The 12,162-nt window shown below is 58.2% G+C and carries 12 protein-coding genes; 3 read left to right on the forward strand and 9 right to left on the reverse strand.

Features of this window, described 5'->3' with window-relative positions; all coding sequences use genetic code 11:
* Nucleotides 1-5 precede the first annotated feature (5 nt).
* Together DTF_RS0113800 and DTF_RS0113805 are read left to right on the forward strand one after the other, a co-directional pair.
* Complete coding sequence (locus tag DTF_RS0113800; RefSeq protein WP_081702977.1) at nt 6-749, forward strand: response regulator; 744 nt, start codon at nt 6-8, stop codon at nt 747-749.
* A 42-nt stretch (nt 750-791) separates the two neighbouring features.
* A complete protein-coding gene (locus DTF_RS0113805; RefSeq protein WP_027715788.1) occupies nt 792-1,391 on the forward strand; it encodes a DUF924 family protein in 600 nt (199 codons plus the stop codon).
* A gap of 9 nt (nt 1,392-1,400) precedes the next feature.
* Here the strand turns inward: DTF_RS0113805 and DTF_RS23595 are convergent, their stop codons facing one another.
* A complete protein-coding gene (locus DTF_RS23595; RefSeq protein WP_035057068.1) occupies nt 1,401-1,811 on the reverse strand; it encodes a gamma-glutamylcyclotransferase family protein in 411 nt (136 codons plus the stop codon).
* A 179-nt stretch (nt 1,812-1,990) separates the two neighbouring features.
* Here DTF_RS23595 and DTF_RS25590 point away from each other — a divergent pair, with 179 nt between their 5' ends.
* Nucleotides 1,991-2,419 (forward strand): tetratricopeptide repeat protein, encoded by a 429-nt coding sequence (locus DTF_RS25590; RefSeq protein ID WP_027715789.1) that lies wholly within the window; start codon nt 1,991-1,993, stop codon nt 2,417-2,419.
* Between the two features lie 62 nt (nt 2,420-2,481).
* On the opposite strand, the gene DTF_RS0113820 is transcribed toward DTF_RS25590, so the two are convergent.
* From DTF_RS0113820 to DTF_RS0113860, 8 genes are all read right to left on the reverse strand, one after another.
* A complete protein-coding gene (locus tag DTF_RS0113820; protein ID WP_027715790.1) occupies nt 2,482-2,793 on the reverse strand; it encodes a cytochrome c3 family protein in 312 nt (103 codons plus the stop codon).
* A 193-nt stretch (nt 2,794-2,986) separates the two neighbouring features.
* Nucleotides 2,987-3,568, reverse strand: coding sequence for a DUF882 domain-containing protein (locus DTF_RS0113825; protein ID WP_051361308.1), 582 nt, complete (start codon nt 3,566-3,568; stop codon nt 2,987-2,989).
* 471 nt (nt 3,569-4,039) lie between these two features.
* Entirely contained in the window at nt 4,040-5,077 is a 1,038-nt protein-coding gene (gene guaC / locus DTF_RS0113835; RefSeq protein WP_027715792.1) for a GMP reductase, read from the reverse strand.
* A 270-nt stretch (nt 5,078-5,347) separates the two neighbouring features.
* The gene (locus tag DTF_RS0113840; protein ID WP_027715793.1) at nt 5,348-6,271 is read right to left on the reverse strand and encodes a hydroxymethylglutaryl-CoA lyase; all 924 of its coding nucleotides are present in this window, start codon (nt 6,269-6,271) and stop codon (nt 5,348-5,350) included.
* A 1-nt stretch (nt 6,272) separates the two neighbouring features.
* On the reverse strand, nt 6,273-8,276 hold the full coding sequence (locus DTF_RS0113845; RefSeq protein WP_027715794.1) for an acetyl/propionyl/methylcrotonyl-CoA carboxylase subunit alpha: 2,004 nt from the start codon (nt 8,274-8,276) through the stop codon (nt 6,273-6,275).
* Between the two features lie 2 nt (nt 8,277-8,278).
* Nucleotides 8,279-9,064 carry an enoyl-CoA hydratase-related protein gene (locus DTF_RS0113850; RefSeq protein ID WP_035057072.1) on the reverse strand — a complete coding sequence of 262 codons (786 nt, stop codon included), beginning with the start codon at nt 9,062-9,064 and terminating at the stop codon, nt 8,279-8,281.
* Nucleotides 9,065-9,066: 2 nt separating this feature from the next.
* Nucleotides 9,067-10,674 carry a carboxyl transferase domain-containing protein gene (locus DTF_RS0113855; RefSeq protein ID WP_027715796.1) on the reverse strand — a complete coding sequence of 536 codons (1,608 nt, stop codon included), beginning with the start codon at nt 10,672-10,674 and terminating at the stop codon, nt 9,067-9,069.
* Nucleotides 10,675-10,686: 12 nt separating this feature from the next.
* Nucleotides 10,687-11,865, reverse strand: a complete 1,179-nt coding sequence (locus tag DTF_RS0113860) for an isovaleryl-CoA dehydrogenase (RefSeq protein ID WP_027715797.1) — start codon at nt 11,863-11,865, stop codon at nt 10,687-10,689.
* Nucleotides 11,866-12,162 lie beyond the last annotated feature (297 nt).

Genomic DNA, 12,162 nt, shown 5'->3' on the forward strand with positions numbered 1-12,162 from the left:
TTGGGATGTCTTTTCCGAAGAAAAGAGAGGGATGTGTGGTCGGAAAGAGGATTCTGCTGGCGAATGACCCGGAACTCTTAAGGACGCTGAAGGATTCCTTGTTTGGCAGGAGCGGTTTTGTTCTCATGGTGGCAGAAAGCGAGCAGCAGGCCTTCGAGTTGATCGAAGAGCAGGATCCGGCCCTGGCCATCTTCAACCTTGAGCAGCCCGGACTGAGTGGCGAGGTGTGCTGCCGCAGGGTCAAAAACGATCCCATCCTTCGAGGAACACCCATTATCCTGGTCCTTCCGCCCGGAGTGGATCAAGAGTTGGAGCGCTGCAAGGAAGCCGGTTGTGACGGGAATCTGTACAAGCCGATTGATCCGGATGAATTGACGAACACCGTCTGCCGGCTTCTGAATATCGCCAATCGTGGAGCACCCCGGGTCGAAGTTCGTATTCATCTTCGCTGGGGTAAAGATATTCACAATCTTCGTCCGGGATGGATTCTCAATCTGAACGTCAGCGGAGCTTTCATCTCTACCGCTAAACTATTTCCCATCGATACCAAGTTGAACCTGGAGATTTCCCTCACCGGTTCCGATCATCCTCTCTGCTGCAAGGGCCGCGTGGCCTGGGTAAATCACCCGGAATGGGTCAAGACCAATAATCTGCCGATCGGAATGGGAGTGCAGTTTCTCGACCTCGCGCCCGAGGGTGCCGAGGCGCTGCGGAACTTTCTGGACCAGCTCCCTCACGGAAAGGTCTGAAGGGGGCAGCGAGACGAAATCGGGCAGGGGAATGCGGTATTTATGGAAGCCAAGGATAGAATTCTGGACTTCTGGTTCGATAAGCTCTCTGGGGTCGAAGAGATACCGCCGCAGCGGTTCCGGTTGTGGTTCGGGGGTATGGAAGAGACCGACAGACTGGTCCGTGATCGATTCGAAGCCGACCTCCACAGAGCCATGCGCGGAGAGTATGACCATTGGACTCAGACTCCCCGGGGCGCTCTGGCCCTGATCATCCTGCTCGACCAGTTCTCCCGTCATATCCACCGGAACGCGCCTCAGGCGTATGCCTTTGATCACAAAGCCCTCGAACTCTGCCGGACTGGTCTGGCCCTGGGTCAGGACCGGTCCTTGTCCATCATCGAAAGAGCATTCTTTTATCTTCCTCTTGAACACGCCGAGGATTCTGTAATGCAGCAGCTCTCCGTACGCTTATTCGAAGAACTCCTCGCGTCGTCTCCGGAAGGAATGAAAAAGGCGTGCGAGGGTTTTCTCGATTATGCCGTACGCCATCAAAGAATCATCGAGCGTTTCGGACATTTCCCTCATCGCAACGCCGTTCTGGGCCGTCATACCACAGCCGAAGAGGAAGCCTTTCTCCAGGAGCCGGGATCCTCTTTCTGATGATCCTGCTCAGTATTGCATGGTGAAATCCCCGCTTCTGATTCTCCGCCCCGAAATCTCCGGACAATTCCAGTAGTATGCCCAGACGGTGATCCGTTCTCCATCCTCCAGGACTGCCTCTGTCCGGCGCCGCAGGTAGGCACTGTGTTTCTCATCGCGCGGGTCGTATTCCTCCAGTTCATCCAGCTTCCGAAGAACCTCCTCGTACTGCTCCGGGAGAAGCTCCATCATTTCGCCGAATACTTTTCCCTTCCCCGATGTCAGATAAGGATAGCCGCCGTCATCCACAAAATACAGGTGGCCGCTAACGGTGGCCGAGCATTCCCGTAGCGTCCTGCCCTGAAGATAGCGGGGATAATTCTTCTGACCCCGACGCAGCGTGCCGTAGACGAATACCGGAAGCTTTTCGACTCTTGTCATCTCACTTCTGCTCTTTTCGAAGGGGTTCCGAAGGATAGATCTCTCAGAATCAATAACCTTCTAACTCAGTAGTTTAAATCGTTTTCGACACGTGCAAAGATTAATCCGAGAAAATTATTATTGACTTAAAGTCGGTGATGGATATAAAAATAAGTAATTATAAAAAGTTAAGGACTCACATGAACAGCGAAAGCACAAGGTCGATAATCTGTCTGGCGGCCATTCTGCTGTCGCTCGGTACGTCCCGTGGCGATGCTCAGGCGAATGTAGGCATGAATACGTCTGCCTCGGCGGAGATCGACCCTTTCTTTATCACCTCGCTGGCCAAATCGGGTCAGGCTTCGGCACAATTGATTCTGGGAGAGATGCATCTTACCGGAAAGGGCCTTCCCCTCGATTATTCCGAAGCGCTGAAATGGTTCCGAGCGGCTGCGGAGCAGGGCGAAGCCGAGGCCTTAAGGAGATTGGGGTTCATGTATGAATCGGGCTTGGGAGTAAAACGGGACCTGGCGCAGGCGGATCTTCTGTATGACCTAGCCGCGAAGGGTGGCGATTTGATTTCCTCTTATATGTTCGGCTTGGGTTACATGGGAATGAATGTTCCATAACCTGGCGCGAAAGATACACAAATAAATAAAGGCCCCCTTCCGGGGGCCTTTCTGTTTGGAGATTATTTTTTGTGGCAATCCTTGCAGCCGGTCGGACCACCCTTCTTATCATGGCACCCTTTGCACAGGTTGTGATAAGCATCTTTCGTTTTCGGAGCGGCTGGGTCGACTCCATGACAGCTTTTGCAGGTGCCGGCCTCGAGCCCCTTGTGATGGCAGGTCGTGCAGTCGGTGACCGTGCCCTGGTGGCCGGCATGATTGAAGGTGACCGCACCCATTTTTGCATCAAATTTAACTTCTGCAGGGCCTTCCGCGGCGATCGCTACGGTAGATGCGAACGCGACCAACATCAAAGCGAGCAACAATTTTTTCATCTCATTTCCTCCTAATGATGGGTTGTTAAAACTAGTTTAATTTAAAAATATAATGAGCCAAAGTCAAGGATAAACTTGTTCAGCGGGTGAGGAGAAGGAGTTTTTTTCATTCCAAGAAATTCCAAGTAAGAAAAAAAAAGGTCCCCCGCTCGGAAGGACCTCGTTAATTTTTTTTCTTCTGCAGTGTTTCGTTCTACCAGTGGCGAACCCGGCCCGTATCCAGGTGAATAAAATTGGAATCAGGGTAAAAGCCGACGCCCCCCCTTTTCTGGGCCATGGCTGCGCGGCGAAGCCGACTCAGGTCGCAACCGGGAATCCGGATGTCGACGGCTTTGCCCGACATGTGCAGGCTCCGCTTGGCCACTCCTTGTGTCTGCTGCAAGAGAAGAAGGTTGCTTGCCGGAGAGCGAAAGCCGGAGATCACATGGATGGGGTGGGCTCCAAATTGACGGGAAAGGGCATGGAGCAGATCGATAAGTGCCGGATCTATCGGTTTGATCGTGTCATTCCGGTGGTCGCGCAGAAGATGATTGATCTGATCAAGAGTATCCGGAATGTAGTCGCCTTCAGCCCAATAGATGGCCTGGCGCAATCTTTCTCCGGTGTGTGTGTTGTAGAAGGAAAGAGCCTTCTCCGGCCAGAAGGTGTCGGCTACCCGGGCCAGGGAGGAAACCGGCAGCGACAGGCCGGTGGCGGTCAGCAGACCGGTCTTTAAAAAAGATCGACGGCTGATTTCCTTTTTTTGGACGGCAGGAATTTTTTTGGCAGAGTGCATGCTGTGATTTTTTTTGTTGGAGTTCAGGGTTCAAGGATAGCAGCGCCTGATTTTAATGCAAAGAGAATGCCTGAGCGTTAATCCAACTGCCGCCAGCGGGCGGGATCGCCCTGGTGCGGGGCCTGACTGTCAGGTCAGGCGGTGAGAAGGAAGGGACCGCCGTGGAAATCGTTTCGGGCAAATGCAAGGGGTCCGGCCTTTTGGCCGAACCCCTGACAATCTGCGGCACCACTCGCTATTCCTGAAAGCCGGAAGGCGGCAACAAAGATGCCTTCTGCGTCGTGATAAATAGTGCCGGGGCGGGGCAACCTGCGGATGATATATGATCCACAATTTCCTCCCGCATGGGCCCGGAGGGGGGTGGGCCGCCCGGCGATTTGAGAATATATAGGAGTCTCCAACAAATTACAAGGTAAATTGAAAGAATTTAGTAGCGTTATGCGATTTTTTTTACGGTCCCGGACCGAAGGTTCAGGAGAAGGTTTTGCTTTCCTGCTCCATGACTCGGATGAATGTCGTCCGCTTGGTCAGCTCTTTGAGTGCGGATGCGCCGACATAGGTGCAGGTTGAGCGGAGACCTCCGAGGATGTCCTTGACCGTTTCCTCGAGCGGGCCCCGGTAAGGCACCTCGACGGTCTTCCCCTCGGAAGCCCTGTACTCGGCGACTTTACCTGCATGTTTCTTCATGGCCGTGTCTGAACTCATGCCGTAATACAGCTTGAAATGCTGGCCTTCGCGTTCTACCAGGGGGCCTCCGCTTTCGTCATGCCCGGCGAACATTCCTCCAAGCATGACGAAGTCGGCGCCGCCGCCAAATGCCTTGGCCACGTCACCGGCACACTTGCACCCGCCATCGGAAATAATCCTGCCGCCTAGACCATGAGCCGCATCCGCACACTCGATGATCGCCGACAGTTGCGGATAGCCGACTCCGGTCTTGACGCGGGTCGTGCAGACCGATCCCGGTCCGATGCCGACCTTGACGATGTCGGCTCCCGACAGGAGCAGCTCTTCCACCATCTCGCCTGTGACGACGTTCCCTGCGATGATGGTCTTGTCGGGAAATTTCTGGCGCACCTTGGCTACGAACTCGACGAAAAATTCACTGTAGCCGTTTGCGACATCCAGGCAGATGAAAACGAGTTCCGGATGCCGGTCGACAATCTGGACGAGCCGCGTGAAGTCTTCATCGAGTACCCCGCTGCTGACCATGATGCGCTGATAGATATCCGCATCATGCCGGGCGAGAAAGGCGTTCCAGTCATTGAGGCTGTAATGCTTGTGGACGGCACAAAGCATTTTATGCGCAGCCAGAACTTCGGCGACTTCAAACGTCCCGATGGTATCCATGTTCGCTGCAATGACCGGGATGCCGCTCCATTGCCTTTTGCTGTGCAGAAAGGTGAACGTGCGCTCCAGTTCGACCAGTGCGCGGCTCTTGAGGGTGGAGCGCTTGGGGCGAATCAAAACGTCTTTGAACCCCAGTTTCACGTCGGTTTCAACTCGCATGAAAGCTCCTTTCAGACGATTGACTTCGGCACTATCCGCTCTTATTTGGGGAACTTTTCAAATTCAAACCATGAGAATCATTGGGCGTCTTCCGTGGAAACTTACGGGAGGCCCATCTGAATCATATCTCAAAAGAACAAAAAGAGGAGGGACTAGCAGGATGTGTGTATTACAGGATTTCTGAGATCATGGAGATTCCGCCGCAAATCGCAATCGGAACCAGCAGCGTTGGAAGGTGAGGCGGCGTTGGAGCGGGTGGAGAGGCCTCCGTTACTGATTAGAACACTGCTCTGTTTTCTGCGACAGAATCGCCCTCGCCACTCTGGAGTTGCTCGTCCGTCCCAGGTAGCCGGAGATAAACTCCCCGACGGCCACGACTTCATTCAGATCGACACCGCTTTCAACCCCCAGGCCTTTCAGCATGTAAAGCAGATCTTCAGTGGCGACGTTGCCGGTGGCGCCGGGGGCAAAAGTGCAGCCGCCGAGACCGGAGACCGAACTGTCGATGACGGCTATGCCGCGCTGCATGACGGCGAGGATGTTCGCCAGTGCCTGACCATAGGTGTCGTGGAAATGGGCGGCCAGCCGTTCCGGCTGGACTTTTCCCGCGACGCAATCGACCATCGCCTGGGCCTTGCCGGGGGTGCCGACGCCGATGGTGTCGCCGAGGGAGATTTCGTAGCAGCCCAGTTCCACCAGCCGGCCGGCCAGCCAGGCGACACTGTTCGGATCGATCCACCCCTCGTAGGGACAGCCGAGGGTGCAGGAGATATAGCCGCGCACCCGCAGGTTGTGCTTTTTTGCTTCGGCGCAGACTTCGGCGAAACGATCCAGACTCTGGGCAATGGAGCAGTTGATATTCTTGCGCGAAAAGGATTCCGAGGCCGAAGCGAAGATGGCGATTTCGTCGCAGTCGGCCAGCAGAGCGCTTCTCAACCCCTGCAGATTCGGCACAAGCACCGGGTAGCTGACTCCTGGACGGCGCTTGACCCCCTGCATCACCTGCAGGCTGTCGGCCATCTGAGGAATCCATTTCGGCGAAACGAAACTGCCCCCCTCGATGGCCGCCAGACCGGTTTGGGAGAGCCGGTTGATCAATTCGATCTTGACCGGGGTCGGAACGGTTTTCGTTTCATTCTGCAAGCCGTCCCGCGGTCCGACTTCGACGATCTTCACCCGTTTTGGCAAGCGCATGTCAGCCTCCCTCGCCGGCGATGGCGATCAGTTGGACCCCCTCTTCGACCATTTCGTCGATCTGAAAAAAGATGTCACTGACAGTTCCGTTCTTTGGGGAGTTGATGGTGTGTTCCATCTTCATCGCCTCCAGGGTCAGCAGCGGATCTCCAGTCTCAACCATGGCTCCGATGGCGGTATGAACGGCGATGATTTTCCCAGGCATCGGCGCTATCAGACTTCCTTCACCTCCTTGGAGGTCGAGGACTCCGTAAAGAGGGTCGTCCAGGTGCAGAGTGCGGGTGACGCCCTTCTGCAGCAGGGTCAGTTCCAGGCCGTTGCGGATGATCCGGGCCTGACACCGGCGCCCACCGATGGTCGCCTGCAGCCCGCCATCCGGGTCAAGGCTGCCGCTCACTTCGAGGCTTGCGCCGGGCAGTTCCAGCAGCAGGCCCTCGGGTCGATAGTGCAGAATAACGGGATATTCGCGGTCGCCGTCGCGCAGCAGGACATGGTGGTAGTTGTGGCTGTTGAGCCGCCAGCCGCTGGTTTCGTGCCAGGGGGAGTTCGGCTCAAAAGAATCTTGAGCCTGAAGTTGCGCCTGTTGGCGGCGTTGCAGCAGCAGATACAAGGTGGTCAGGGCCAGCTGTTCGTCGCTGAGCGGTCCCGGGACGCTGAGTAATTCCTCCTGGTGCCGAGGGATGAAGCCGGTATCGATCCGACCGCCGCTGAATTCCTCATTGTCGCAGACCCGGCGGAGAAAATCGCGATTGCAGTTCAGACCGACCACCTCGGTAGCATCCAGAGCCCGCCGCAGCCGCCGCAGAGCCTGCTCCCGAGTTTCGCCGTGGACGATCAGCTTGGCGAGCAGCGGATCGTAGTGAATACCGATCCGATCCCCCTGCCGCACCCCGCTGTCGACCCTGATCTGTGCGGTTGCTTCCGGCAGCCGCAGATGCTGCAGGGTGCCGGTGGCCGGCAGGAAGTCGCGCAGCGGGTCTTCGGCGTAGAGCCGCGCCTCGATGGCGTGGCCGGAGATCCGCAACTGCTCCTGGATACAGGGGAGGGGCTGTCTCTCCGCAACCAGCAGTTGCCACTCGACCAGGTCATGTCCCGAAATCAGCTCAGTGACCGGATGCTCGACCTGCAGCCGGGTGTTCATCTCCATGAAGTAGAAGCTGCCCTCCTCATCGAGCAGAAATTCGATCGTTCCGGCTCCGACGTAGTCGATCGCCTGGGCCGCGGCGATTGCCGCCGCGGCCATCTGCCCGCGCAGCTCCACGCTCATGCCCGGGGCCGGAGCTTCCTCGATCACCTTCTGGTGGCGGCGCTGCAGGGAGCAATCCCGCTCGAACAGGTGCACGCAGTTCCCGAAGTTGTCGGCGAAGATCTGAATTTCAATATGCCGCGGGCGGCGCAGGTAGCGCTCCAGCAGCACCTGCTCATTGCCGAAGGCGCTCAACGCTTCGCGCTTGGCGGCAGCCAGGGCGGACGGAAAATCTTGCGGGTTCTCGACGACGCGCATCCCTTTGCCGCCACCGCCGGCGCTCGCCTTGAGCAGCAGCGGATAGCCGATCCGGTCCGCTTGGCGCTGCAGGGCTTCCGGTTCCTGCTCCAGCCCGTGATAGCCGGGAACCAGCGGCACTCCGGCGGTTGCCATCAGCTGCTTGGCGCGTGATTTATCTCCCATGGCGGCGATCGCCCCGGCCGGAGGGCCGATGAAGACCAGCCCGGCCTCCCGGCAGGCGCGCGCGAACTCGGCGTTTTCTGCTAGAAATCCATAACCGGGGTGTACCGCCTGCGCACCGCTGCGCTGGGCGGCGGCAATGATTTTGTCCGCTCGCAGATAGCTGTCGCGCGCCGGCGGTGGCCCGATCAGAATGGCCTCGTCGGCCAGTTGGACATGGCGGCTGTCGGTATCGGCTTCCGAGTAGACCGCAACCGTTCTGATCCCAAGGCGAGTGGCAGTGGCCATGATCCGGCAGGCGATTTCGCCGCGATTGGCAATCAGTAGAGTGTCGAACATCCTTACTCCTTGATCCAGGTCGGCGGGAGTTTGGCGAGGAAGGCATTCAACCCCTCGCGCCCTTCGTCGGTGGCTCGGATGGCGGCAATCCGTGCCGCGGTCATGTCGATGAGTTTTTGGTCGAACGGCTGGTCGCTGATGTCGAAGATCAGGCGTTTGGCTGCGCCGATGGCCTGCGGGCCGTTCTGCAGCAACTGCCGGCAGAGCTGCTCCCCGACAGTTTTCAAATCGGCCTCATCGGCCACCTGATGGATCAGGCCGAGACGCAAAGCCTCCTGGGCGGAAAAGCGCTCGGCAGTGAGGAAGTATCGCCGGGACGCCCGCTGTCCGATGGCGGCTGTCACATAGGGGGAAATGAGCGCCGGGATCAATCCCAGTTTGACCTCGGGAAGGCAGAAGCTGGCCTTCACGCCGGCGATTGCGATATCGCAGGCCGCCACCAGGCCGACTCCGCCTCCGAAGGCCGCGCCCTGGACCAGGGCAATGGTCGGTTTCGGCAGTTCGTTCAGGATCTTCAGCAACTTCGCGAGGGCAAGGGCGTCCTGAAGATTTTCCTCCGGCGAATAGTCCGCCACCCGGCGCATCCAGTTCAGATCGGCGCCGGCGGAAAAACTCTTGCCGGCAGCGGCCAGGGTGACGGTGCGCACCTGCGGGTCCTCACCGAGTTGCTGCAGAATTGCCGTCATTTCGAGGATCAGCCGGTCATCGAAGACATTGTGCTGCTCCGGGTTGTTCAGAGTCAGGGTGGCACAGCCTCGGACATCTATTTCTGTCTGCAAGCGTCTCATGGTCACATCCTGAAAATACCGAAGGAGGTTTTCTCGATCGGTGCGTTGAGTGTCGCCGAAAGGCTCAAGCCGAGGACCATTCGGCTGTCGGCCGGATCGATAATGCCGTCGTCCCAGATTCTGGCGCTGGCGTAATAGGGATGCCCCTGGTGTTCATACTGGGCGCGGATCGGAACCTTGAACTGTTCTTCCTCTTCCTGACTCCACGACTCTCCCTTGGCCTCCAGCCCGTCGCGTCGAACCTGGGCCAGCACCGACGCCGCCTGTTCGCCGCCCATCACTGAAATCCGTGCATTCGGCCACATGAACAGCAGGCGCGGGCTGTAGGCCCGGCCGCACATGCCGTAATTACCGGCGCCGAAACTGCCGCCGATGATCAGGGTCAGCTTCGGCACCTTGGCACAGGCGACGGCGGTGACCATCTTGGCGCCATCCTTGGCGATCCCGCCGGCCTCGTATTTGCTGCCGACCATGAAGCCGGTGATGTTCTGCAGAAAGAGCAGGGGGATACCGCGCTGGCTGCAGAGCTGGATGAAATGCGCCCCCTTGAGAGCGGATTCGGAGAAGAGGATGCCGTTATTGGCGATGATGCCGATTGGGATGCCGTAAAGTCGGGCGAAACCACAGACCAGGGTGGTCCCGTAGAGTTGTTTGAATTCGTCGAACTCGCTGCCGTCGACGATCCGGGCAATCACTTCGCGCACGTCGAAGGGTTTGCGGCTATCGCTGGGAATCAGCCCGTAAAGCTCCCGCGGGTCGAATCGAGGGTCGCTGCTCTCACGCAGGCTGATGGCCGGCTGTTTCCGCTGGTTGAGATTGCCGACAATACGTCGCGCCAGGGCCAGCGCGTGGGCGTCGTTTTCGGCGTAGTGGTCGGTGACTCCGGACGTCCGGCAGTGAGTGTCGGCCCCTCCGAGCTGTTCCGCGCTGACCACCTCACCGGTGGCCGCCTTGACCAGCGGCGGCCCGCCGAGAAAGATCGTTCCCTGCTCCTTGACGATGATGCTCTCATCGGCCATGGCCGGCATGTAGGCGCCGCCGGCGGTGCATGAGCCCATGACCACGGCGATCTGCGGAATCCCCTGGGCGGACATGCGCGCCTGATTGTAGAAGATCCGTCCGAAGTGATCGCGATCGGGGAAGACATCGTCCTGTTTCGACAGGAATGCGCCGCCGGAATCGACCAGGTAGACGCAGGGGAGGCGGTTCTGCTCGGCAATCTCCTGGGCGCGCAGGTGTTTTTTGACCGTCAGCGGCAGGTAGGACCCCCCTTTGACCGTGGCGTCATTGACGACCACCATGCATTCGAGTCCTTCGATCCGACCGATGCCGGTCAGCACCCCGGCAGCCGGGGTCTCGGTTTCGTAGATCCTGTAGGCTGCGAACTGCGACAATTCGAGAAACGGAGAGCCGACATCGAGCAGCTGGCGGATCCGCTCGCGCGGCAACAGCTTGCCGCGCTCGGTGTGCTTGAGCCGGGACTTCTCGTCGCCGCCGAGTTTGATCTGCGCCACCTTGGCGCGCAGGTCATCCACCAGGGTCTGCATGCCGACGGCATTCTGTTTGAATTCTTCGCTGCCGGTTTTCAGCCGGCTTTTAAGCACAGTCATCCATCAACCCTTTCAGATGGTCTGGTCGAACAGTTCACGGCCGATCAGCATTCGGCGGATTTCACTGGTGCCGGCGCCGATCTCGTAGAGTTTGGCATCGCGCAGCAGCCGGCCGGTGGGAAACTCGTTGATGTAACCATTGCCGCCCAGACACTGAATGGCGTCCAGGGCCATCTGCGTGGCCTTTTCCGCTGAGTAGAGGATCGCCCCGGCGGCATCCTTGCGCAGGTTGCGGCCGGCGCCCTTGCCGGCCTCCCTGGCGACGGCGTAAACATAGGCGCGGCAGGCGTTCATGCTGGTGTACATGTCGGCAAGCTGCCCCTGCATCAACTGGAATTGACCGATCGGCCGGCCGAACTGTTTACGCTCGTGCAGGTAGGGGATAACGGCGTCCATGCAGGCGCTCATGATTCCCAGCGGACCACCGGAAAGCACCAGCCGTTCATAATCGAGGCCGCTCATCAGCACATTGACGCCCTGGTTGTACCCTCCGAGGATATTGTCCTCGGGCACCACGCAGTTTTCGAAGACCAGTTCACAGGTGTTGGAGCCGCGCATCCCCAGTTTATCGAGTTTCTGCGCCGTTGAAAAACCGGGAAAAGACTTTTCGACCAGGAAGGTGGTGATGCCGCGCGGACCGGCGGCCGGGTCGGTTTTGGCGTAGACCACCAGGACATCGGCGTCAGGGCCGTTGGTAATCCACATCTTGGTCCCGTTGAGAATGAAGTTGTTCCCCTCACGGGTAGCCCGCAGCCGCATGCTGACCACGTCCGAGCCGGAACCTGCTTCGCTCATCGCCAGGGCGCCGACGTGTTCGCCGCTGATCAGTTTCGGCAGGTATTTTGCCTTCTGGGCCGGATTCCCGTTGCGGTGGATCTGATTGACGCAGAGGTTGGAGTGTGCGCCGTAGGAAAGGCCGACGGAAGCTGAGGCCCGGCTGATTTCTTCCATGGCGATAACGTGATCGAGATAACTCATTCCGGAGCCGCCATACTCTTCGTTGACGGTGATGCCGAGCAGACCGAGTTCTCCCATCTTACGCCAGAGGTCGGCAGGGAACAGGTTTTCGCGGTCGATGTCTGCCGCCCGTGGGGCGATCTCGGCGGTTGCGAAATCCCTGACGGTCTCCCGCAGCAGACAGCTGGTGTCGTCAAGGTCGAAACTGAGGCCGGGGTAATTGATCAGTACCATCGCACGCTCCCTTCTTTTCTTTGTGCATGACCGGATGATATAGCAAGCCAGGTGCCAATCCCGGTAATTGTTTAATTAAATATCTCCTTGCATAACTTGTTGAAATAAGGCCGCAATTTATTCTCCAACGCGGCTCATGGGGCCGGACTCCATCAGGTGTCTACTGGTGGAGACGGCTGTTTGCAGACAGGTGTCAACCACCGTTGACCGATCCCAGCAGGCTGATGAAAAACGCCCATCTGCTGCGTTGGCCTCATCCTTCGTCAACGACGTACCTTCCAGGTACGCCTTATTCCT

This window comes from Desulfuromonas sp. TF, assembly GCF_000472285.1.
Lineage (GTDB): Bacteria > Desulfobacterota > Desulfuromonadia > Desulfuromonadales > ATBO01 > ATBO01.

Coding starts and splice junctions, on each gene's coding strand:
- DTF_RS0113800 (WP_081702977.1), top strand. CDS start 6: ATGTCTTTTCCGAAGAAAAGAGAGGGATGTGTGGTCGGAAAGAGGATT.
- DTF_RS0113805 (WP_027715788.1), top strand. CDS start 792: ATGGAAGCCAAGGATAGAATTCTGGACTTCTGGTTCGATAAGCTCTCT.
- DTF_RS23595 (WP_035057068.1), bottom strand. CDS start 1,811: ATGACAAGAGTCGAAAAGCTTCCGGTATTCGTCTACGGCACGCTGCGT.
- DTF_RS25590 (WP_027715789.1), top strand. CDS start 1,991: ATGAACAGCGAAAGCACAAGGTCGATAATCTGTCTGGCGGCCATTCTG.
- DTF_RS0113820 (WP_027715790.1), bottom strand. CDS start 2,793: ATGAAAAAATTGTTGCTCGCTTTGATGTTGGTCGCGTTCGCATCTACC.
- DTF_RS0113825 (WP_051361308.1), bottom strand. CDS start 3,568: ATGCACTCTGCCAAAAAAATTCCTGCCGTCCAAAAAAAGGAAATCAGC.
- guaC (WP_027715792.1), bottom strand. CDS start 5,077: ATGCGAGTTGAAACCGACGTGAAACTGGGGTTCAAAGACGTTTTGATT.
- DTF_RS0113840 (WP_027715793.1), bottom strand. CDS start 6,271: ATGCGCTTGCCAAAACGGGTGAAGATCGTCGAAGTCGGACCGCGGGAC.
- DTF_RS0113845 (WP_027715794.1), bottom strand. CDS start 8,276: ATGTTCGACACTCTACTGATTGCCAATCGCGGCGAAATCGCCTGCCGG.
- DTF_RS0113850 (WP_035057072.1), bottom strand. CDS start 9,064: ATGAGACGCTTGCAGACAGAAATAGATGTCCGAGGCTGTGCCACCCTG.
- DTF_RS0113855 (WP_027715796.1), bottom strand. CDS start 10,674: ATGACTGTGCTTAAAAGCCGGCTGAAAACCGGCAGCGAAGAATTCAAA.
- DTF_RS0113860 (WP_027715797.1), bottom strand. CDS start 11,865: ATGGTACTGATCAATTACCCCGGCCTCAGTTTCGACCTTGACGACACC.